At 70.4% G+C, this 21,523-nt stretch carries 20 protein-coding genes; 11 read left to right on the forward strand and 9 right to left on the reverse strand.

The genetic code is table 11. The features are described from left to right. Nucleotide 1: 1 nt before the first annotated feature. The 3 genes from ABD161_RS08015 to ABD161_RS08025 form a co-directional block, all read right to left on the reverse strand. The gene (locus tag ABD161_RS08015) at nucleotides 2–2,539 is read right to left on the reverse strand and encodes a DEAD/DEAH box helicase (RefSeq protein ID WP_344001357.1); all 2,538 of its coding nucleotides are present in this window, start codon (nucleotides 2,537–2,539) and stop codon (nucleotides 2–4) included. Between the two features lie 40 nt (nucleotides 2,540–2,579). Then, nucleotides 2,580–3,410 carry a DNA-formamidopyrimidine glycosylase family protein gene (locus tag ABD161_RS08020; RefSeq protein WP_344001359.1) on the reverse strand — a complete coding sequence of 277 codons (831 nt, stop codon included), beginning with the start codon at nucleotides 3,408–3,410 and terminating at the stop codon, nucleotides 2,580–2,582. A gap of 66 nt (nucleotides 3,411–3,476) precedes the next feature. Then, nucleotides 3,477–4,070 (reverse strand): TetR/AcrR family transcriptional regulator, encoded by a 594-nt coding sequence (locus ABD161_RS08025; protein WP_344001361.1) that lies wholly within the window; start codon nucleotides 4,068–4,070, stop codon nucleotides 3,477–3,479. A gap of 75 nt (nucleotides 4,071–4,145) precedes the next feature. Here ABD161_RS08025 and ABD161_RS08030 point away from each other — a divergent pair, with 75 nt between their 5' ends. Together ABD161_RS08030 and ABD161_RS08035 are read left to right on the forward strand one after the other, a co-directional pair. Then, complete coding sequence (locus ABD161_RS08030) at nucleotides 4,146–5,354, forward strand: MFS transporter (RefSeq protein WP_344001362.1); 1,209 nt, start codon at nucleotides 4,146–4,148, stop codon at nucleotides 5,352–5,354. A gap of 88 nt (nucleotides 5,355–5,442) precedes the next feature. After that, on the forward strand, nucleotides 5,443–5,658 hold the full coding sequence (locus tag ABD161_RS08035; protein ID WP_344001364.1) for a hypothetical protein: 216 nt from the start codon (nucleotides 5,443–5,445) through the stop codon (nucleotides 5,656–5,658). Nucleotides 5,659–5,715: 57 nt separating this feature from the next. On the opposite strand, the gene ABD161_RS08040 is transcribed toward ABD161_RS08035, so the two are convergent. Then, entirely contained in the window at nucleotides 5,716–6,894 is a 1,179-nt protein-coding gene (locus ABD161_RS08040; RefSeq protein WP_344001366.1) for a MalY/PatB family protein, read from the reverse strand. Then, a complete protein-coding gene (locus tag ABD161_RS08045; RefSeq protein WP_344001368.1) occupies nucleotides 6,891–7,685 on the reverse strand; it encodes a helix-turn-helix transcriptional regulator in 795 nt (264 codons plus the stop codon). The genes ABD161_RS08040 and ABD161_RS08045 overlap by 4 nt, the downstream gene beginning before the upstream one ends. Nucleotides 7,686–7,853: 168 nt before the next feature. Between ABD161_RS08045 and ABD161_RS08050 the strand changes: the two genes are divergently transcribed. The 8 genes from ABD161_RS08050 to ABD161_RS08085 are packed head-to-tail and all read left to right on the forward strand — an operon-like array spanning nucleotide 7,854 to nucleotide 16,242. Beyond that, a complete protein-coding gene (locus ABD161_RS08050; RefSeq protein ID WP_344001370.1) occupies nucleotides 7,854–9,497 on the forward strand; it encodes an ABC transporter substrate-binding protein in 1,644 nt (547 codons plus the stop codon). Nucleotides 9,498–9,510: 13 nt separating this feature from the next. Then, nucleotides 9,511–10,443, forward strand: coding sequence for an ABC transporter permease (locus ABD161_RS08055; protein ID WP_344001372.1), 933 nt, complete (start codon nucleotides 9,511–9,513; stop codon nucleotides 10,441–10,443). Nucleotides 10,444–10,455: 12 nt separating this feature from the next. Next, nucleotides 10,456–11,736, forward strand: coding sequence for an amidohydrolase family protein (locus ABD161_RS08060; protein WP_344001374.1), 1,281 nt, complete (start codon nucleotides 10,456–10,458; stop codon nucleotides 11,734–11,736). Continuing rightward, on the forward strand, nucleotides 11,736–12,608 hold the full coding sequence (locus ABD161_RS08065; protein WP_344001376.1) for an ABC transporter permease: 873 nt from the start codon (nucleotides 11,736–11,738) through the stop codon (nucleotides 12,606–12,608). Before ABD161_RS08060 ends, ABD161_RS08065 begins: the two co-directional genes overlap by 1 nt. Nucleotides 12,609–12,618: 10 nt before the next feature. Next, nucleotides 12,619–13,632: an ABC transporter ATP-binding protein gene (locus ABD161_RS08070; RefSeq protein WP_344001378.1), complete on the forward strand. Its 1,014-nt coding sequence runs from the start codon at nucleotides 12,619–12,621 to the stop codon at nucleotides 13,630–13,632. Then, entirely contained in the window at nucleotides 13,632–14,657 is a 1,026-nt protein-coding gene (locus ABD161_RS08075) for an ABC transporter ATP-binding protein (RefSeq protein ID WP_344001380.1), read from the forward strand. Before ABD161_RS08070 ends, ABD161_RS08075 begins: the two co-directional genes overlap by 1 nt. Further along, nucleotides 14,654–14,986, forward strand: coding sequence for a carboxymuconolactone decarboxylase family protein (locus tag ABD161_RS08080; RefSeq protein ID WP_344001382.1), 333 nt, complete (start codon nucleotides 14,654–14,656; stop codon nucleotides 14,984–14,986). Before ABD161_RS08075 ends, ABD161_RS08080 begins: the two co-directional genes overlap by 4 nt. Continuing rightward, a complete protein-coding gene (locus ABD161_RS08085) occupies nucleotides 14,983–16,242 on the forward strand; it encodes an MFS transporter (RefSeq protein ID WP_344001384.1) in 1,260 nt (419 codons plus the stop codon). The genes ABD161_RS08080 and ABD161_RS08085 overlap by 4 nt, the downstream gene beginning before the upstream one ends. 34 nt (nucleotides 16,243–16,276) lie before the next feature. Here ABD161_RS08085 and ABD161_RS08090 read toward each other — a convergent pair whose 3' ends face one another. From ABD161_RS08090 to ABD161_RS08105, 4 genes are read right to left on the reverse strand one after another with little or no spacing between them, the layout of a single operon-like run. Further along, complete coding sequence (locus ABD161_RS08090; protein WP_344001386.1) at nucleotides 16,277–16,846, reverse strand: ATP-binding cassette domain-containing protein; 570 nt, start codon at nucleotides 16,844–16,846, stop codon at nucleotides 16,277–16,279. A gap of 30 nt (nucleotides 16,847–16,876) precedes the next feature. Beyond that, entirely contained in the window at nucleotides 16,877–17,305 is a 429-nt protein-coding gene (locus ABD161_RS08095) for an ATP-binding cassette domain-containing protein (protein ID WP_344001388.1), read from the reverse strand. Nucleotides 17,306–17,315: 10 nt separating this feature from the next. Further along, nucleotides 17,316–18,977, reverse strand: a complete 1,662-nt coding sequence (locus ABD161_RS08100) for an ABC transporter permease (protein WP_344001390.1) — start codon at nucleotides 18,975–18,977, stop codon at nucleotides 17,316–17,318. Further along, on the reverse strand, nucleotides 18,974–20,032 hold the full coding sequence (locus tag ABD161_RS08105) for an ABC transporter substrate-binding protein (protein WP_344001392.1): 1,059 nt from the start codon (nucleotides 20,030–20,032) through the stop codon (nucleotides 18,974–18,976). The genes ABD161_RS08100 and ABD161_RS08105 overlap by 4 nt, the downstream gene beginning before the upstream one ends. Nucleotides 20,033–20,605: 573 nt before the next feature. On the opposite strand from ABD161_RS08105, the gene ABD161_RS08110 reads away from it, so the two are divergent. Beyond that, the gene (locus ABD161_RS08110; protein ID WP_344001394.1) at nucleotides 20,606–21,487 is read left to right on the forward strand and encodes a hypothetical protein; all 882 of its coding nucleotides are present in this window, start codon (nucleotides 20,606–20,608) and stop codon (nucleotides 21,485–21,487) included. Nucleotides 21,488–21,523 lie beyond the last annotated feature (36 nt).

Raw genomic sequence — 21,523 nt, forward strand, 5'->3', positions numbered from 1 at the left:
ACTACAGCCGCACGACCTCGGTCACGTGCACAACGGCCGCACCTGCCTCGGCCGACGCGGCGAGGTCGACCTCGGCGCGGATGCGCCAGTCGTGGTTTCCCGCCGGGTCGTCGATGACCTGCTCGACCGTCCAGGCCTCGCGGTCGCCGTCCGGTCCGTGCTCGGTGATCCGGCACAGCTGCGGCGAGCGCGCGGCGCCCGAGATGCCGATCGACTCGTGCTCGTCGTAGTACGCGTCGAGCGCCTCGGGCCAGCCGGCATCCGGATCCAGTTCGACGAGCTCGTCGTCGGCCTCGCGCGCGGCGAGCTGCACGCGGCGGAACAGCTCGTTGCGCACGAGCACGGTGAACGCGCGGCGGTTCTGCACGAGGGACGGCGGCGCGGGAGGCACGATCGATTCAGAAGCAGCGGCCTCGTCCGATCCGTGCGCGTCGGCGCCCGAGACGAGCGCCTCCCACTCGTCCACGAGGCTCGAGTCGACCTGGCGCACGAGCTCGCCGAGCCACGCGATGATGTCGAGCAGCTCCTCGGTGCGCGCCTCGGCGGGAACCGTCTGCCGGATCGCGCGGTACGCGTCGCTGAGGTACCGCAGCACGAGGCCCTCGCTGCGGCCGAGCTGGTACCAGTTCGTGAACTCGGCGAAGCTCATCGCCCGCTCGAACATGTCGCGCACGACCGACTTCGGCTTCAGCTCGAAGTCGCGCACCCACGGCTGGCTCGTCGCGAACACCTCGAAGGCCTGCGCGAGCAGCTCGTCGAGCGGCTTCGGGTACGTGATGTCCTCGAGCAGCGCCATCCGCTCGTCGTACTCGATCCCCTCGCGCTTCATCGCGGCGACGGCCTCGCCGCGCGCCTTGAACTCCTGCTGGCTGAGGATGGCGCGCGGGTCGTCGAGCGTCGCCTCGATCACGCTCACGACATCCAGCGCGTAGTGACCGGTTCCCGCGGCGCCGGGGGCGTCATCCGGATCGAGCAGCTCGATCGCGGCGAGCGCGAACGGCGACAGGGGCTGGTTGAGCGCGAAGTTCGGCTGCAGTTCGACGACGAGCCGGATGTCCCCCGCGGGCGTGACCTCGACGATGCCGGCATCGCGCAGCGTGCGGAAGATCGCGATGGCGCGGCGGGCGAGCGCGTACTTCCGCGCGCGCGGCTCGTGGTTGTCGAACACGAGCGAGCGGACGTTGCCGAACACGTCCCCGCCGCGGCCGATGACGTTGATGATCATGGCCGAGGTGATCTGCAGCTGCGGGGTCAGCGGCTCGGGAATCGCGTCGACGAGCTTGTCGAACGTGGCCTCGCTCCAGGAGACGAACCCGGCCGGCGCCGACTTCCGCTGCACCTTCTTGAGCTTCTTCGGGTCGTCGCCGGCCTTCCGCAGCGCCTGCTCGTTCTCGATCTCGTGATCCGGGGCCATCACGACGACGTTGCCGTAGGGGTCGTAGCCCGCCCGCCCGGCGCGGCCCGCGATCTGGTGGAACTCGCGCGCCGAGAGGCGGCGCATCCGGGTTCCGTCGTACTTCGACAGCGCCGAGATCAGCACCGTGCGGATGGGGACGTTGATGCCGACGCCGAGGGTGTCGGTGCCGCAGATCACGCGCAGCAGGCCGCGCTGCGCGAGGGTCTCGACGAGGCGCCGGTACCGCGGGAGCATGCCGGCGTGGTGGACGCCGATCCCCGCCCGCACGAGGCGCGACAGCTGCTTGCCGAAGGCGGTGGTGAAGCGGAACCCGCCGATGGCCTCGGCGATCGCGTCGCGCTGCTCGCGTGTGGAGACCTTCACGTTCGCGAGCGCCTGCGCCCGCTCCATCGCCGCGGCCTGCGAGAAGTGGACGATGTAGATCGGGGTCTCGTGCTCCTCGAGCAGCTTCTCGACGAGCTCGTGCGCGGCGCGCTTCTCATACGTGTGGTGAAGCGGCACGGGACGCTCCGCGCCGGCGACGAGCGTCGTCTCGCGTCCGGTGCGCCGCCGGAGGTCGGCCTCGATCTCGCTCGTGTCGCCGAGCGTGGCCGACATCAGCAGGAACTGCGCGCGCGGAAGAAGCAGCAGCGGCACCTGCCAGGCCCAGCCGCGGTCCGCGTCGCCGTAGTAGTGGAACTCGTCCATCACGACCTGCGCGACGTCCGCGTCCGCGCCCTGCCGCAGCGCGAGGTTCGCGAGGATCTCCGCGGTGCAGCACACGATCGGCGCATCCGGGTTCACGGACGAGTCGCCCGTGACCATCCCGACGTTCTCGGCGCCGAAGATGTCGACGAGGGCGAAGAACTTCTCGCTCACGAGGGCCTTGATCGGCGCCGTGTAATACGTACGTCCGCCCTCTGCCATCGCCACGGCGTGGGCGGCGATGGCGACGAGCGACTTGCCGGTGCCGGTCGGGGTGGCGAGGATGACGTTCGCTCCCGACACCAGCTCGATCACCGCCTCGTCCTGCGCCGGGTAGAGGCTGAGCCCCCGCTCCCCCGCCCATGCGACGAAGGCGTCGTAGATGCCGTCGGCGGAGCCGTCGGTCGAGCGCACGGCGTCGAGCAGGGTGGAGGTCATCCTGTCGAGTCTGCCACCCCGCCCCTGGGCACAGCCCCGGTCACCCCTCGAGCGGAACCCCGCCGGTCTGGCACGTCGCGCAGTACTGCGCGTTCCCCTTCGACGCCGGCACGTCGCGCACCTCGTCGCCGCACACGGGGCAGACCTCGCCCGTGCGGCCGTGCACGCGCATCGCGGCGACCTTCTCGGCTTTCTGCCGGTCGAGCGGCACGTCGCGGCGGGCGGCGAACGCGCCGCCGAGGATGTCGCGGATCGCGGCGTACAGGCGGCCCCGCTCGGCGTCGGTGAGGGATGCCGCGTGCGCGACGGGCGAGAGCTTGGCCGCGTGAAGGATCTCGTCCGAGTACGCGTTGCCGATGCCGGCGAGCGACTCCTGCTCCTGCAGCAGGGCCTTGAGCTGCTTGCGCCGGCCCTTCGCGATCGCGTCGAACGCCTCGCGCGTGAACCTGTCGGAGAGCGGATCCGGCCCGAGCTTGGCGACGGACGGCTCGCTCGTCGCGTCCTCGGTGACCGAGACGTTCAGCGACAGCCAGTCGCCCGCGTCGGTCAGGGCGAGCTCGGCGCCGTCCTCGAACCGGACGCGCACGATCACCGGCGGCGCGTCATCCGGATCCGGCGCCGGCTCCTCGGCCCAGCGCGCCCAGCCGGCGCGTCCGAAGCCGATCAGCAGGCTGGAGCCATCCGTGTCGATCGCGACGTGCTTGCCGAAGCATCGCACTCCCGCGACGGTGCGGCCGCTCAGCTCGGTGAGCGGCCTGGCGCGGGTCTTCAGCGCGCGGAACTCCTCGAGGTCCACCTCGCGGATCACGCGTCCGACCGCGTTGGCCCGCACGAATCCGGCGAGCGCATCCACCTCGGGCGATTCGGGCACGCGGCCATTGTCGCGCGCGGGCGGCGGCGGTGCCATCCCCCTCCCGGAGGGCTGGGGCTGCTCCGGCTACGCCGGGTCGCGGCGGGCGAGCAGTCGCGCGGCCTTCACCACGGCCTCGCGTCGCGCGGCGATGCCTGCCTCGTCGACGCCGTGGCCCGAGGCGAGCTCGGCGACGCGCGGCACCGCGAACCACCAGGCGTTGAGCGCCATGATCGCGAACACGAGCTCGCCGGGCTCGAGGGCATCCGTGACGGCGCCGGCGGCCTGCGCGCGGGCGAACCGTTCCGACTTCTCGTCGTAGTGCTCCTGCGTGATGCCGTCGGTCGCTCCCCCGCCGGACGACAGGCTGTCCCACAGCAGCAGCCGCACCATCTGCGGGCGGCTGAGGTGGTAGTCGAAGATGCGCCCGGCGTAGGTGCCCATGGGGTCGTCGACATCCGGATCGAACAGCACGTTGTCGGTCAGGCGCACGCTCTCGTCGCGCACCACGCGCGCGAACAGCGCCTCGCGGTTGCCGAAGTAGTGGTAGATCCGCTCCTTGTTCACGCCGGCCTGCGACGCGATGCGCTCGATCGTCGTGCCGGTCGGCCCGTGCTCGGTGAACTCCGCGAGCGCGGCGTCGAGGATCTTCCGCTGTGTGCCCTCGGTGTCCCACGCCATTCCCCCACCCTACAATTCCAACTTGCGCGTTGGATATGTACCGGCGTAACGTCAGCACCAACGTATCCGTTGGAAATGGAGAGCATGTCCACCACCACCGTTCCGGCCCCGGCTCGCCGGGTCGCCGTCTCGCACCCCGCCGCCATCGTGACGGCGCTCGGGATCGCCGTGCTCGCGGTCGTCTCCCTCATCTACATCACCATCCCGATCACTCCCGTCCTCACCGCCGAGTGGGGCGCGACGCTGTCGGCCGCCGCGTGGATCGGCAGCGGCTTCGGCATCACGTTCGCGCTGGCGAGCTTCATCTACCCCGCGCTGTCGGATCACGTGGATCCGCGCCGCGTCATCGCGTTCGGCCTCGTCGGCGCGGCGATCGCCACGGCTGCGGCCGGAGCCACCGACTCGCTGCCCTGGCTCGTCGCCGCCCGCGTCGCCCAGGGAGCCTTCGCCGCCGCGGTGCCGTCGGTCTCGCTCGCCTACGTCGCCCGCTTACTGCCCGAGGGAAGCCGCGTCACGGGCATCGCCGTGATCTCGGCGTGCTTCCCGCTCGCCGCGATCGCGGGGCAGGCGTACGGTCTCGCGCTCGAGGCGAGCCTCGGATGGCGCTGGGCCTTCTGGACCCTCGCCCTTCTGCTCGCGGTCATGGGCGCCGTCGTGTCGACGCTTCCCCCGGTCGCCCGCGCGGTTCACGCGCCGCGGCTGTCGACCGCGCTGGGAGCGGCGGTCGCGATGTTCCGCCGCCGGGCGATGCTGCCGCCGTACGCCGCGGCGCTGTCGTTCCTGCTGCTGCTCGTCGGGATGTACGCCGCGCTGCAGCAGCACGGCGCGCAGTTCGGCATCACCGACACCGTCAGCGCGCTGCTCGCCCGCCTGCCGGGACTGCCCGGCATCGTGCTCGGCGCGTTCGCCGCGACCTTCATCGCACGCTGGGGCGCGTACCGCACTGCCGCGCTGGCGTTCGCGCTGGGCGCCGTCGGCCTCGCGCTGGAGGCCACGAGCGGGCCGCTGTGGCTCGTGCTCGTCGGCACGGCGCTGTTCGTCGCCGGGATCGCGGTGGCGGTTCCCGCGGTCGTGCAGATGGTCGGGATCGCGAGCGGCCCGGCGCGCGGCGCGGGCATGGCCGGCTACGCGCTGCTCGTCGGCGCGGGTGCGACGCTCGCGCCGCTCGTGGTCACCTGGCTCGCACCCCTGGGCTTCGGCGCGACGTGCGGCGTGCTCGCGGTCATCATGGCCGCGGTCGCGGCCGCGGCTCTATGGGGGCCGCGACCGGTGCCGCAGGCCTGAGCCTCAGACGGAGACCGACGGCTGACCGGGCGCGACGCGGAGCGCAACCCCCTCGCGTGGCGCCCGGTGCGGTCGTAACGTCGCTGCCATGGCACTCGACACAATGCTCGCCGCAGAGATCGAACAGCAACTGAAGCCCCTGGACGCCGCCGGACGCGCGCAGTTCCTCCTCGACCTCGTGGAGGTCGTACACAACTTCGCCACCTCCGAGGCAGTCGGCGAGGCCGAGACAGGATCCGTCGACACGGGATCGCTCGACGCCGTGCGCGACGCCGCCCGCGCGCACGTTGACGCGACGTCCTGACGCCCGGCGGATCGCGGCCGCCTCACGGGCGGAGGAGTCGGCCCCGATGCGACGACGTCAGCGCGCCCTGAGCGCCTCCCCCATCGCGGTGATCGCGCTGACCATGATGGGGCGCGGCATGGCGAAGTTGAAGCGCACGGCGGTCTCCGCCCCGTCGCCGCACATGGCTCCGTCCGTCGTGACGACGCCCGCGTGCTCGGCGAAGAACTCCGCTGCGGAGCCGTTGATCCCAAGTTCGCGGCACTCGAGCCAGGCCAGGTACGTGCCCTCGGGTGCGGTGTACCCGACGCCGGGGAGGTGCTCCGCGATCAGTTCGCCAAGGAGGTGCCGGTTGCCGTCGAGATACGCCACCACGCCGTCGAGCCACTGGCCGCCCGCCGTGTAGGCGGCCGTGTTGGCGATGACGCCGAGGTTCGCCGCCCCATGTCCGAACGCGCGACCGTTCTCCTCCCAGTAGGCGCGGTCGGCGTCGTTCGTGAGGATCAGCTGGGCGCACTTGAGCCCGGGCAGGTTCCAGGCCTTCGAGGCCGATGTCGCGGTGATCGTGTGCCCGGCCGTCATCTGGTTCACCGAGGCGTACGGCACGTGGGGGGTGTCATAGACGAGCGGAGCGTGGATCTCGTCTGAGAACACGCGCGCACCATGGCGATCGACGATCTCGCCGATCGCCGCCATCTCGTCGCGGCGCAGCACCCGTCCGATGGGGTTGTGCGGGTTGCATAGCACGAGCAGCCCGCCGCCATCCACGAAGGCGGCGTCCAGCGCCTCGAGGTCGTATTCCCAGCCCGTGGCCGTTCGGATCATCGGAACCTGGATGACACGCCGACCGTGAGCGAGAGGCACGGTGAGGAAGGGCATGTACGCCGGCGTGGGAAGCACGATCGCCGACCCCGGGGCGCTGAAGTGGTCGATCGCGATCTCGAGCGCCGCGATCACGTCGGGCATCGCCTTGACGTCCGCCGGGTCGACCTCCCACCCGTACCGGGCCCTGGACCACCCGGAGAAGGCCTCGCTCATCGCCGTGGCGATGGCGGGGGGCATGTAGCCGAACGCCCCGGTGTCGACCGCTGTGTGGAGCGCCTGCGTGATCGCGGGGGCGATGCCGAAGTCCATTTCCGCCACGAACGCGGGGATCTTGCCCGGGAAATACGACCACTTCAGACTGCCCACCGCGCGCAGCTCCTCTGCCGTGATCGCGTCGAACGGGGTGGTGGCCTCGGTTGCGATGGTGGTCATCGGGACGCTCGCTTTCGCTTGGGGGTCGAATCGGTCACGCTCGGCACGGCTTCGCCGTCGAGCTCGTTCAGGTAGTTGTAGATCGTGAAACGCGTGACGCCGAGCGAGGTGGCGATCATCTCGACGGCGTCGCGCAGCATGAACATCCCGCGGGCCTTCAACGTGCGCACCACCGCGATCTTGTGCTCCTTGCGCATCAGGTCGACGGGCACGTTCTGCTCCAGGATCGCCTGGTGGATCAGGTGCGACGCGAGCTCGTCGAGGTCGCGCGGGAACACCTCCTCGGGTGCGGGTGGGTGCTCCAAAGCAGGCGTGAGCTCCGCCCCCAGCGCGCTGGCTACCGGCTCCAGGAGACCCCCCATGTCGCTGACGAACTTGCCGAGCGCCTGCCACACCGACACGTCGGAGTTCAGGCACAGCGCGGCCACGGCGGTTCCGGTGCTGTCGCGCAGGAACATCGTGGTCGAACGCAGGTATCGCCCGTCGAGCAACTGCGTGGAGTAGCCGACCGCGTGCGAGAAGTCGCCACTGGCGACCTTCTGCAGCAGCAGATCCGTCGCTGGGTCCCCGACGCGACGCCCGGTCACATCGCCATGGACCGCCACGATCGAGTTCGGCAGGCGCTCGAGATCGTGGAGTACGACCTCGATCGACGATGGTAGCGATCGACCCAGCGGCTCGACCAGATCGGCGAACACGCGGATGAGACGCTCGCGCTCACCTCGCAGTGCGGCGTCGTCCGGCGCCGAGTCGTCGGGCGCTGTGACCGCCTGTATGCGGGTGTCGGTCATGGTCCTCCTTCGGGATGCAGACAGCATGTCGCACCTCTTGTTTCGGCCGTGTCAACTCCATGTTGCATGTTTCAACACACAATTGCACGCATCAACACGGCGTTGCTAGCGTCACACGCCACGTCGAAAAACCCCGACAGTTCCTGCTCCCTCGTCCCGGAGGTCACCATGGCAACACGTCGTCACATCGTCCCCGCGCTCACAGTCGCCTCGCTGCTCCTCCTCGCCGGCTGCGCCGGCGGCAGTGCCGAAGGAGGGGAGACCGCCGGCGGCGCCACCCCGTCGGGTGAGCCGACCTCCGGAGGCGAAGCCGTCTTCGCGGTCGACAGCGCCTTCTTCGGGTTCGACCCGAACGTCACCCCCGCCGCGCAGGACGCCCGAGTCCTGCGCCAGATGTTCGACTCCCTGCTGTACCTGGATGAGTCGGGCGAACTGCAGCCCTGGCTGGCAACGAAGTGGAGCGCCAGCGAGGACGGCCTTTCCTACGACTTCACCCTGCGTGATGACGTCACCTTCTGGGACGGCACCCCCTGGAACGCCGAGGCGCTGTGCTTCAATCTCGACCGCATCGTCGATCCTGCCGCCGGTTCGATCTACGCGATCGGGCTCGTCGGGCCGTACGAGTCGTGCGAGGCGACCGCCGAGTTCTCCGCCACCGTGACGCTCTCGTCGCCGTTCACTGCCTTCCTCAACAACCTCACCTCGCCGTTCCTCGGCATGAACTCCCCCACTGCCGCCGCCGCTGTGGATCCCGCCGACTACCTCATCAAGCCGACGGGATCCGGTCCGTTCGTCTTCGAGTCGTACACGCCGCAGGACCGCATCGTGCTCACGAAGAACGAGGACTACGCGTGGGCGCCTGGCAACGCGCAGCACGCGGGTTCCGCGTACCTCGACAAACTCACGTTCCAGATCATCGCCGACGCGACCGTTCGGATCGGATCGGTGCGCTCGGGCCAGGTGCAGGGAATCGGCAACGTGCCCGAGACGGAGGTCGCGGCACTCGAGGCCGATCCGTCGATGCAGTTCATCGCCCAGCAGCAGTCCGGCGCCCCATACCAGCTGCACTTCAATGCCGACCGCGTGTTCGCCGACCCGCTCGTGCGCGAAGCCGCACGCGCTGCTCTCGACATCGACTCGGCCGTGAAGTCGCTCTACCTCGGCACCTACGAGCGCGCGTGGAGTCCGCTCTCACCCACCACGATCGGCTACGACGACTCCATCGAGGGCTCGTTCGAGTTCGACGCCCGGCAGGCAGGCGAACTGCTCGACGAGGCCGGCTGGGAGCTCGGCTCCGACGGCGTGCGGACGAAGGACGGCGAGACGCTGACCGTCACGTACATGGAGTACACGCCGAACCGCGAGAAGCGCCAGGATCTCGCCACCCTGTTCGAGGCGAACCTGGAGGCTGTCGGCTTCGACGTCGACGTACAGTTCCTCGCCACCGCCGAGGGGCAGGCGATGGCGCAGAACGGTGAGTACGACATCGCGGGCCTCTCGCTCGTCGCTGTCGACCCGAACGTCCTGTATCAGATGTACGACCCGCGCTTTATCCCGACGCCGGGACAGACGGGCTTCAACCTGAGCCACACCGACGCCCCGGAGGTGACCGAGCTCGCCGCACGGAGCCAGTCGGCGACGGGCGACGAGCGCCTCGAGGTCATCTCGGAGCTCCAGCACGAGGTGGTCGACAATGCCCGGTCCGTGGGCATCTACGTCCCGACATACACGCTGGCGCTGAACGGGCTCGAGGGAGTGCGGTTCGACCCCGAGGGATACCCGATCTTCTTCGACGCCTACCTGGCCGGCTGACCCGGAGACGACCGTGCCCTACGTTCTTCTCTCCCGGATCGGCGCGGCGATCCCGACGCTACTCGGGGTCATGGTGATCATCTTCGTCACCCTTCGGCTTCTGCCCGGGGATCCGATCGCCGTGATCCTGGGCGGCGCGGATGCCACCCCCGAGACGATCGAGAACCTGCGCAGACAATTCGGCCTCGACAGGCCGCTGATCGAGCAGTTCTGGATCTTCTTCACCGACGCACTGACGCTGAACTTCGGCACCTCCTACGCTACCCGGCAGCCCGTCTCGGCGACGATCGCGCAGCAGCTTCCGCATACGCTGCAGCTCGCCCTAGCCGCCGCGGCCGTCTCGGCTGTGATCGGCATCCTGCTCGGGGTCCTGGCCGCAATCCGCCGGGGCGGGGTCGGAGACGCGCTCATTCGCGTGCTGAGCCTCATCAACACCTCGATGCCGTCATTCTGGCTCGGCCTGCTGCTGATCATGGTGTTCGCCTTCGGACTCCGGGTGCTGCCGGCCACCGGATCCGGTTCGCTCGCGCAGCTCGTGCTGCCCGCGATCACGCTGGGCCTGTCGGCCGCGGGGACGGTGACCCGGGTGGTGCGGAACAGCGTCATCGAGGTGCTGGGCGAGAACTACGTCACCGCGCTCTACGCCAAGGGTCTGCGCCGCAGGGTCGTCGTCGGCACACACGTGCTGCGCAACGCCGTCATCCCCACCGTCACGGTGGTGGGCCTGCAGCTCGGCGCCCTCCTCGCGGGTGCGGTGATCGTCGAGACGGTGTTCTCGCGGCAGGGCATCGGCCAGAGCCTCGTGCAGGCCATCAACGGACAGGACTACCCGATGGTGCAGGGCATCGTGCTCGTCATCGCCTGCCTCTACGTGATCATCAACCTCATCGTCGACATCTCGTACGCCTATATCGATCCGCGTGTGCGATCGACCGTGGGCAAGTAGGAAGGAGCCCGAATGCGCATCATCACCGCGGCGAAGGTCCTGACGGGGCCGGAGCTCGACACGCTGCAGGACGGAGCCGTCGTCATCGACGGCGATCGGGTCGCCTGGGTCGGAGCCGAGGCCGACCTCCCCGTGGAGTACGGCGGCGTCGATGTGGTCCGCCTCGGCGATCTCACCGTGCTCCCCGGCCTCATCGACGCCCACGTCCACCTCGGCTTCGATGGGGGTCCGCACCCCGTCGAACGCATGATGGCCGAGAACGACGCACGGCAGGTCGCCACCATGCTCCGCAGCGCCCGCGAACTGCTGAGCGCAGGAGTCACGACCGCCCGCGATCTCGGCTCGCGCGACCTTCTCGGCGTCGACGTGCGCGACGCCATCCTCGACGGCACCGCCGAAGGGCCGCGGATGCTCATCGCGGGCCCGGCGATCACGGTCACCGGTGGGCACTGCTGGTTCATGAACGGGGAGGTCGACTCCCCCGACGAGATGCGCCGGATGATCCGCTCTCTCCACAAAGGAGGCGTCGACTGCTTCAAGGTGATGTCGACCGGAGGGAACATGACCCCGGGGTCGGCGCCGTGGCACGCCCAGTTCCCCGAGGACGACCTCGCGATCGCCGTCGACGAGGCGCACCGGCTCGGCAAGACGATCGCGGCGCACGCGCACGGCGTCGAGGGGATCCGCCGGGCACTCGCGGCGGGCGTCGACACGATCGAGCACTGCTCGTTCCAGACGCAGGACGGCTCCGACGGGTACGACGAGGAGCTCGGCCGCGCGATCGCGGCCTCGAACACCGCGGTCTCGCCCACGTGCTCGGCGCGTATGAAGGACTTCATGCGGCTCATGCCGTGGCGCCGCTTCGCGCTCGGAGACCTCTACCGCGAGGGCGCGACGATCATCGCCTCGACCGACTCCGGCATCGACGACAACCCCCACTGGGCGTTCATCTCGGCACTGGAGGCGATGCTCATGACCGGGATGTCGCCGCGTGACGTGCTGCTGTCCGCGACGTCGGTTTCGGCTCGGGTCCTGGGCATCGATCACCTCGCGGGGAGCATCGCCCCGGGGCTGTCGGCCGACCTGCTCGCCGTGGCCGGGGACCCGCGGGAGGACATCTCGGTGCTGCACGATCTGCGGCTCATCGTGGCGCGGGGCCGGGAGTTCGCGCCGGACCCGATTCCTGTGTTCGAGCCGCTCGATGACGAGAACCTCCCCGAGATGTTCCGCAGGATGCTCGACGCACACGGTGCGGCGGCAGGCGCCCAGCCCGAGCCCGCGGAGGTGATGTGATGGCTACCGCAGTCATCGGCGATCCGCTCACCGTCCCGCTCACGACGACCAGGAGACGTCGCAGGTTCGGGCCGGATGTCGTCGTGCTCGGCGCGGCGCTCGTCTGGCTGACCGTCGTCCTGCTCGCGGCGATCGCGCCCGGCGTGTTCTCGTCGGGCGATCCGACGGCCCTCGACCCTGCGCAGGCGCTGCGGGCACCCGGAGTCGACGGCTTCCTGCTCGGGAGCGACCACTACGGCCGGGACATCGTCACCCTCCTCGCGTACGGCGCACGGATGGCGGTGGTCATCGGCCTCACGGCGACCGCGCTCGGGTTCGCCGTCGGCACCCTGCTCGGCCTCGTCGCCGGCTACGCCGGCGGCGCGGCGGACATGGTGATCGGGCGCTTCATCGACATGCTGATGTGCTTTCCCGGCGTGCTGCTGGCGATGATCATCGCCGCCGGCCTCGGGGCCTCCACGAACAACCTCATCATCGCCGTCGGGATCGCCGCCGTGCCGGGATTCGCCCGTGTCATGCGCGGCCAGGCGATGACCGTGCGCGCGCGCCTGTTCATCGAGGCGGCCGACTCCGTCGGCTTCTCGCCGTGGCGCATCCTGTGGCGTCACCTCCTTCCCAACTCGCTCGCGCCGTCCGTGGTGATGGCCACGGTCACGGTCGGAACATCGATCGTCGCGGCCGCCTCGCTGAGCTTCCTCGGCCTGGGCGTGCGCTCCGACATCCCCGACTGGGGTCAGCTGCTCGCTCTCGGGCAGCCGTACCTCTCGTCTGCGTGGTGGATCACAACATTTCCGGGAATCGTCCTGACCCTCACGGTGATCGCCGTGAGTCTCGCGGGCGACTGGCTGAGGGACAGGTTCGATGTCGAGTGATGTGCTGTCGATGACCACGCCGCAGGAGGCCACCGCCGCCGGCGAGCGGCTGCTGCGGATCGAGGACCTCGAGGTCACGGTCCACAAGCACGGCGGGCCCGTCTCGCTCGTGCGGGAGACGAGCTTCGAGGTGCGGGAGGGCGAGATCGTCTGCCTGGTCGGAGAGTCAGGATCCGGCAAATCCGTGACGGCCCGCACGATCATGGGCCTGACGCAGCTCGATCCCCAGATGGAGGTGACGGGCCGCATCCTGCTCGGCGATGACGACCTCGCGGCGATGCCCGCGGAGCGCGTGCGGCGCCTGCGCGGACGCGATCTGACGATGGTGTTCCAGGAGCCGCTCAGCTCGCTGGATCCGGTCTACACCGTCGATTTCCAGCTGCGCGAGGCGCTTCGCCGGCGCGAGCGGCTCAGCCGCAGGGCGGAGCGCGACAGGCTCCTCAGCGCCCTGGCCGAGGTGGGGATCCACGACGGCGACCGTGTGCTGCAGAGCTATCCCCACCAGCTGTCCGGTGGCATGTGCCAGCGCGTGATGATCGCGATGGCCCTGCTCGGGCGACCGCGCCTGCTCATCGCCGACGAGCCCACGACGGCGCTCGACGTCACAGTGCAGGCGCAGATCCTCGCGCTCATCGATCGCCTCCGCCAGGAGGAGGGGATGGCGGTGCTCCTCGTGACGCACGACATGGGCGTCGCCGCGGATCTCGCCGACCGCGTGATCGTGATGTATGCGGGGCAGGTCGTGGAGGATGCCGCCCCGCGCGACATCTTCGCCCGGCCCGCGCATCCGTACACGGCGGGTCTGCTCGCCTCGATCCCGCCGATGGTGGGCGAGCGGCCGGAGCGCCTGCTGGCGATTCCGGGATCCGTGCCGGACCCGTCGGCGCTCCCTTCGGGGTGCTCCTTCCACCCCCGCTGTCGGTTCGCGACCGAGACCTGCCTGACGACGCGACCGATCGCCGGCGACCTCGACGGTCGCCGCGTCGCTTGCTGGAACCCGCTCATCGAGGAAGGAGTCGCGTGATGGCGACCACACAGGGCCCGATCCTGCGGCTCACCGATGTCACGAAGGAATTCGCCGTGCGCAGCGGCCGCGGGGTCTTCGCCCCAAAGGGAAGGCTCCGCGCCGTCGACGGGGCGACGCTCGAGATCGGCTACGGCGAGACGTTCGCGCTCGTCGGCGAGTCCGGCTCCGGCAAGTCGACGCTCGGGCGCCTCGCGGTCGGGTTGCTTCCCGTCACGTCGGGATCCGTCGAGTTCGAGGGCGAGCAGCTCACCGGGATGTCCAAGGCGCAGCTGCGGGCGAGGCGGCGCAGGATGCAGGTGGTGTTTCAGGATCCGCTCGGCTCGCTCAACCCGCGCATGGCGGTGGGCGACATCATCGGCGAACCACTCACGGTGTTCGAGGGCCTGCGCGGGTCCGCACTGGACGACCGGGTGACGGAGCTGCTCGAGCAGGTCGGGCTGAACCCGTCGCGGCGCGGGGCGCGCCCGCGTGCGCTGTCGGGCGGCCAGCGGCAGCGAGTCGGCATCGCCCGCGCCATCGCCCTGAACCCGTCTCTCATCCTCGCCGACGAGGCGGTGTCGGCGCTCGACGTCTCCGTGCAGGCGCAGATCACCAACCTGATGGTCGACCTGCGCGAGCGCCTGGGGCTCTCGTACCTGTTCATCGCTCACGGCCTGCCGATCGTGCGACACATCGCCCAGCGCGTCGGCGTGATGTATCTGGGGCGCCTCGTCGAGGTCGGGCCGACCGAGCAGCTCTTCGCCGATCCGCAGCATCCCTATACGCGCGCGCTGCTGGCGGCGTCCCCCGTGCCGGATCCCGCGCTCAAGCGCGAGCGGATCCTGCTCCAGGGTGAGCCGCCCTCGCCGATGAACCTGCCGTCGGGCTGCCGGTTCCGCACCCGCTGCCCGATCGCCCAGGATGTCTGCGCGGAGGTCGCTCCGCCACGCCTCGTCGTCGGCGCGGCGGAAGTCGAATGCCACTTCCCTGGTGCGCCCGTCCCCGAGGCGGACTCCCCGGAGCTGATCGGAGCACAGTCATGACGGATACGACGAAGACGACCGACGGGCGCGCGCTGCTCGCCGAGGGAGCGGCCGACATGAGTCGGGCCTTCGGCGAGTTCAACGCCGCGGTGTTCGGCGGTGACACGGCACTGGATCGGAAGACCAAGGAACTGCTCGCGGTCGCCGTCGCCCTGACCACGCAATGTCCCGGGTGCCTCCGCGGTCACTCGGCCGCGGCCGTCGCCGCAGGAGCAACCCAGCAGGAGCTCGCCGAGACCGTGCACGTCGCCGCCGCGCTGCGCGCCGGCGGCGCGATGTACCACGGCGGCGCCTACGTGATGCCGCACTCCCACCGGTCGTCTTCATGACGGACGTGATCGAGGCGGCTCCCCCGCGGACCGGGTTGGCGCGCCGGCGCATCGGCGTCCTGATCGCGTCGAACCTGCTCGGAGGGATCGGTGTCGCGTCCAGCGTGGCGGTCGGCGGACTCCTCGCGGAGCAGCTCGGCGGCACGGCCTTCGCGGGGTTCGCTCAGGCGACGAGCGTCCTGGGGGCCGCGGTCGCGGCGGTGCCGCTGGCGACCCTCGCTGCGAGGCGGGGCCGGCGCGCTGCCCTCGCCACCGGCTATGCGATCGCCCTTGTCGGCGGCCTCGTGATCATCCTCTCGGCGATCATCGCCCAGTTCGTGGTGCTGCTGATCGGGCTCGCGATGTTCGGCGTCGGACAGGCAGTCAACCTACAGTCGCGCTACGCCGCGAGCGACAACGCCGAACCCGCCGCGCGCGGCCGGATCATGTCGCTCGTGATCTGGTCGACCACGATCGGGTCGGTGCTCGGGCCGAACCTCACGAATGTCGCCAACGACTTCGGCTTCACGCTCGGGCTCCCCCGGTTCGCGGGTCCGTACACGTTCTCGATCGCCGCGATCATGACGGCGGGTGTGATCATCATGCTGATGTACGGCGGCGAGACGAGGGCCCGCCCCGTCCAGGGCGAACCGATCGTCGCTGCCAGGGCCGTCGGCGCGATCACCGCTCTGAAGTGGGCGTTCGCGAATCCCACGGCCCGCATGGCGGTCGTCCTGACGGCATCGGCCCATGCCGTCATGGTCATGGTCATGGTCATGACGCCCGTCCACATGCAGCATCACGGCGACTCGCTGACCGTCGTCGGCGTCGTGATCAGCCTTCACGTGCTCGGCATGTACGCCCTCAGCCCGGTGTTCGGATGGGCCGCCGACAGGTTCGGCGCAACGCGCAGCGCCGCCTTCGGCGTCGCCGGCCTGCTCGTGGCGATCCTCCTCGGGCTGATCGCGGCGAGTGCCGGAGGCGGATGGACGATCGCCGCGCTGACCGTGCTGGGAACCGGGTGGTCGTGCTGCGTCATCTCCGCCTCGACGCTGCTGGCCTCCACCCCGGATTCGCGCGTCCGGGTGCCGCTGCAGGGGGCAACCGACGCGGGAATGAACTACGCGGGGGCCGCCGCGGCGGCCCTCGCCGGCCCCATCCTCGCCGTGGGCGGGTTCCACGCCGTCAACGTCGCCGCCCTCGCCCTTCTCGTTCCCGCCGCCGTGCTCGTGGCCATGCGGCTGTGGCGGGGCGGCGGGCCGGTCGCCGAGGGCTGAGCGGATCCACCGAGGCGGCGCCCGCCGGAGCGGGTCAATCCGCCGGATAGAACCGCGCGCGGCGGACGACGACATCCACCCGCGCGCCGCCGACCGGGCGCATGCCGGTGGTGTGCGCCCGCAGCGCGATCCCGTCCCAGTCGACGACGACGTCGCCGCCGCGCTCCGTGAACAGGGAGGAGCGCACAACGGCGGCTCCTTCGTCCGACGGCACGAGCTCGACGTCCGAGGGCAGGATGGCCGCCTCCACGCGGCCGCTCACCCCGTCCGCGGGCAGCCGAAGCGGATGCCTCTCCGCCTCGAACCAGCCGGCCTCGGCCGCGCCCGCCACGACGGTCGCATCGGTCAGGAAGCGCGCGACGAACGGGTCGGCGGGCTCGCGCAGCAGCTTCTCCGGCGGTGCTACCTGGCGGATCGCCCCTGCTTCGAGCACCGCGACGCGGTCGGCGAGGGCGAGCGCCTCGGATCGGTCGTGCGTCACGTGCACCACCGTGAGCCCCAGCTCGCGCGTCAGGGCGTGAAGCTCGAGACGCAGCCGGTCGCGCAGGGGCTCGTCCAGCGCCGACAGCGCCTCGTCGAGCAGCAGCACGCGGGGCCGCGACACCAGCGCCCTGGCGAGGGCTACCCGCTGGCGCTACCCGCCCGACAGCGTCGCGGGGTCGCGCCGCGCGTAGCCCTCGAGGCCCACCATCTCCAGCGCGCCGGCGACGCGCTGCTCACGCTCGGCCCGCGGCACGCGCGCGCGACGCAGCGGGTAGTCGACGTTGCGGCCGACGCTCCAGTGCGGCCAGACGGCGTGCTGCTGGAACACCATGCCGAGGTCGCGACGCTCGGGCGGCACGAAGGATCCCTCCCCCGCAACGGCGACTCCGCCGATCCGGATCACGCCGTTCGTCGGGCTGAGGAACCCGGCGATGGTGCGCAGCAGCGTCGTCTTTCCCGAGCCGGACGGGCCGACGAGCGCGACGAACTCGCCGTCGCCGATCTCGAGCTCCACGGCATCGAGGCCGACGGATCCGCCCGGGTAGCGCACCGAGACGGCGGAGAGGGAGACGGAAGACATGGCGCTCCGATCAGGCGGCCCGGCGGGTGGCGAGGCCGAGCATGGCCAGCCCGAGCACCGCGACCACGAGGGACAGCGCAGACGCCGCGTTGAACGCGCCCGCCTGCTGCAGGTTGAAGATGACGACGCCGAGCGTCTGCGAGCCCGGGGAGAGCAGCAGCACCGAGAGGGTCAGCTCGCGCACGGCGGTGACGGCCACGACCACCGCGCCCGACACCGCGGCGGGAAGCGCCATCCGGCACGAGATGTCGATGAGCGCGCGCAGGCGCCCGGCACCCGAGACACGGGCCGCCTCCTCCGCGCTCGCCGGCGTGGCCGACAGCGGCGCGATGACCGACTGCACAACGAGCGCCACGAACGACGTCACGTACGCGCACAGGATGATCCAGGGCGTGTTGAACAGGCCGATCCGAGGCGCGAGCACAAGCCACGCGACCGCGATCACAAGCCCCGGGATCGCCTGCGGCAGGGTCGAGACGGCGAGCAGCCCCCGCCGCCCCGCGAGGCGCGTGCGGGTGGCGAGCACGCCGACCGCGAGGCCGATGACGCCGCAGAGCATTGCCGCGAGCGCCGCGAGCATGATCGAGTTGCTCGCCCCGGCGACGGTGTTGGGCGACGAGAGCGCACGACCGAGGTTGTCGAGCGTGAGGTTCTCGGGCGTGTACGGAAGTCCGGGAGCGCGCAGCAGGGTCTGGCCGAGCAGCGCGAGCAGCGGCAGCAGCGTTGTGGTGAGCACCGCGGCCCACGCGATCGCCGCGATCGGCAGCCGTGCCGCCCCGAGCGGAAGCAGGGTCGGCGGCGAGCTCGAGGCGTCGAGCTCCCAGCCGCCGCGGCCGATCAGCGTGTCGAGAACCAGGGCGAGGGCCGCGATCGCGAGCAGCACGGTGCCGATCGTCGCCACGACGGCGAGCGGGTCGTCGATCGTTCCCGACTGCAGGTAGCGGTAGACGAGCGTCGCGAGGGTCGTGAAGCGCTCGGGCAGGCCGATGATCGACGGGATGCCGAAGTCGGCGAGGTTGCCGACCGCGATCAGCATGAACGACGACAGCATCGCCGGTCGCAGCAGCGGCAGCGTCACGGTCGCGAGCGCGCGCAGGGGCCCGGCCCCGGCGATCCGCGCGGCCTGCTCGAGGTCGGCCGGAACGCGCCGCAGCGCCGCCGAGACGACGAGCAGCGCGACGGGGCAGCTGTGGATCGCGAGCAGGATGACCACGCCGTCGCCGCCGTACACCGACCACAGGGGCTGGCCGGTGATCCCGCGCCACCACAGGTTGAGCGGGCTCGCGGGGCCGGCGATGCCGAGCCAGGCGATGGCTCCGACGAACGGCGGCACGAGCAGGGGGCTGAGGGCGAACAGCCGCAGCGCGCGGCGTCCCGGCAGATCCGACCGTTCGATCAGGATGGCCAGCGCCGTGCCGGCCGCGACCGCCAGCAACGCCGACAGCGTCGCCGACGTGAAGCTGTTCACGCCAGCCTCGAGCACCTCGGGCTCGGCGAGGACCGCGAGCTGCGGCCGGCTCACGGCGAGGAATACGACTGCCCCGAGCGGCGCGAGCACGAGGGCGGCGAGCGCGACCCACGCGGCCGCGCTCAGCCCGGTGAGGCCATCCGGCCGCGCCGCATCGCGGGCCCGGCGCAGGGCCGGACCCGCGATGCGGACGGGGAGACTCACTTCAGGAAGAGGTCGCGGAACGTCTCCACGGCGGCGTCCTGCGTCGAGCGGATGGTCTCCAGGTCGGGAGCCAGGATCGTCAGGTCGTCGAGCGCGGGCGCCCCCTCGGGGGTGCCGACGTCCGAGCGCACCGGCAGGTACGACTGCTCGACCGCCAGCGTCTGCCCCTCGGCGCTGATCAGGAAGTCGACGAACGCCTGGGCGGCCTCGGGCGCCTCGGTGTCGGCGAAGATGCCCGCGGGCTGCGACACGAACGGCACGCCCTCCTCGGGGTAGGCGACGGCGATCGGCGAGCCCTGCGCGGCGAGCTCGCGCACCAGGTAGTCCACGACGATGCCGACGGGCTGCGTGCCGCTCGCGACCGCCTGCGACACGGGACCGTTGCTGTCGGCGATCACCGGGTTGTTGGCGGCGAGCTCCGTCAGCCACTCCTCGCCGAGCGCGGGCTCGTCGAGCCACACGGCGGCGTTGTACGCGGCGGCGCCCGAGACATCCGGGTTCGGCATCACGATCTTGTCGGCGTAGGCCGCGTCCGTCAGGTCGGCCCAGGACGTCGGGGGCTCGGTGATGAGGCTCGTGTTGTACGCGATCACCGTGGGGATGATGCGTGTTCCCGTGTAGAAGCCCTCGGGGTCGACGAGAGCCGGGTCGAGCTTGTCGGCCTCGGCCGGCGTGTACTCGAGCAGCAGGTCCTCGGAGGCGTAGTTCTCGAACGTGCCGGCGTCGGCCGCGAGCAGCACGTCGGCGCCGGTGTCGCCCGACTCCTGCTCGGCCGCGATGCGCGCGGTGAGGTCGCCCGTGCCGGCGCGGAAGATCTCGACCGTCACCTCGGGGTGGATCTCGTTGAAGGCGGCGACGAGGGCGTCGGCCTTCTCCTGCGGCTCCGACGTGTAGAGCGTGATCGTGGTCGGCTCGAGCGCGGCGGTGGGCGCTTCCGCAGCAGGATCGGCGGAGGCCGAGGGGTCGGCGGATCCGGCGGGGGCGGCACAGCCCCCGAGCGCGAGCGCGGCGAGACCGGTCAGGACGATGGAGGCGGGAACGCGGGTAGCGGGCATGACTTCCTCTGGTTCGGGAGAGAGGGTGGGCGGGAAGTCTGACTCGTTTCAATGAACGAGCAGTGACGCGCAGCGATATCGCCGGAGAACGCACGAAACCCCGGCCAGAAAGTTCTTCTGACCGGGGTTTCCGTGGCGGAGACGGAGGGATTTGAACTCCGCCCCGTCACGCACATCCAGGCGCGCTCGGCTCCATTCGCGTGGAAACACGCGGATCTGGGCTGAGCTCGACGACGTTCGGGCGGAGTGGGAGTCGTTCAGCTTTACGCAGTTCTTACGCACCTCAGAAACGCCTCAGGACTTCGAAGAACGGAGACGAGGCGACACGATGCCTGTGCGCATGGGCCCCCGCAACGGGCACCTTACACGGGCGGGGCATGCCGGCATGCTAGACCCCTCCGGGCCGGAGGGCTGCTCAAGGACGAACGTCCGAACGCTCGGCAACCGATCATCGTGCAGCTCCGTCTGGGAGCAGTGCTCGCACCCGCCCCGAGCACTTTCTGTCGGAGCGGCGTGGTCCGTCCGGCGTACCTGCGCATGTAAACCGATCATCCGCGTGGGACGATCTGCCTGATGGACAACGAAGCCGACGACGCCGAGTACCGGTTCCAGCTTGCTGCGAATGCTGCGAGAAACCTCGCGCGTCAGTGCCGCCTGCATGTCGTCAGGGTGATGGAAAGGATCTCTGACCGCATCGAGAGAGCGCCAGCTACTTCGGCGTGCGGAGAAGACATGGCCCGAGCGCGCGCCGGAGATCACGCGACCCTGTTCGGACAGCGCCTCATCCACCTTGAGGCACAGAACAACGCGCTGATCGATCACCTTTCCGGACTGGAGACGTTGCTGTCGAGTGATCCGATCCATCCGCTAGCGGCGGTGTCGGTAGTCCGGTCAGTCGCAGAGATCAGTGCGTCAGTCGCGTGGGAAGTTGCCGTGGACGTCAGCGCGGATCAGCGCGCCGCGCGCTCGTGCGCGACCGCATTTCGGTCGCTGCAAACCACCATCGATCAATTGGAGGAACCGGCCTCCTCAGAGGTGAGGAAGAAGCGGGAGGACTTCGTCGCGTTTCTCAACAGGCAGGGCTATCGAGTCGTGAGGAGGGAGCGCGGAGGCGTCGCGTACGAGGAGGTCGCGCAGGTGAAAATCGGTCGCGAGTACGCGAAGACGAGGTTCCAGATCTCAGCGCGGGTATCGGAAGAGATCCCGGCGATCGGGTCGATGTATGGCGCTCTGTCCAGTCTCGTCCATGGTGACACGTCGTTCCTCTCCGCGACCTACAGCCACCCCGACATGGCTCCGCGTTCCGCGGGCAACGTGGCATATCGGTCGGTTGAAACGTGGTCTAATGCGATACACCGTTGGACAGGCGCGACAAGTCCGCGCTTCGTCAACGACCGCGACCTTCTCGCCTTGCGGACGTCAATGGGGCGTGAGGAACGGATCGGTGACAACTGATCGTTAGTGCCGGGAGGCGCTGACGGGGAGGATGTC

This window comes from Microbacterium paludicola (genome assembly GCF_039529675.1).
In the GTDB taxonomy this organism is placed as follows: Bacteria; Actinomycetota; Actinomycetes; order Actinomycetales; family Microbacteriaceae; genus Microbacterium; species Microbacterium paludicola.